Below are 204 nucleotides of genomic sequence, written 5' to 3'. Positions count from 1 at the left end.
GCTCGCCACCGTGAAGTCGGTCGTCGCCAACCTGCTGCTCTGGTCGTTCTTCGTGGGCGGCCTCGTCGCGAGCACCGCCTCCGGCACCGTCCTGGACGGCACGGCGAAGAACGTGGCCACCTACGCCGGCATCGCCGTGTCGATGCTGGCGGGCTCGCGCATCGCGAAGAAGCCGAAGATCAAGGCGTTCCTGTCGAAGTCGTC

The 204-nt window shown here is 67.6% G+C and carries 1 pseudogene; it reads left to right on the top strand.

From position 1 onward, the window contains the following. Window positions 1-204: pseudogene (locus IG08_RS0153760) on the top strand (hypothetical protein); the annotation flags it as partial.

The organism is Streptomyces fulvoviolaceus (assembly GCF_000718165.1).
Taxonomy (GTDB): Bacteria; Actinomycetota; Actinomycetes; order Streptomycetales; family Streptomycetaceae; genus Streptomyces; species Streptomyces fulvoviolaceus.
This window is presented reverse-complemented; position numbering and strand designations above follow the sequence as displayed.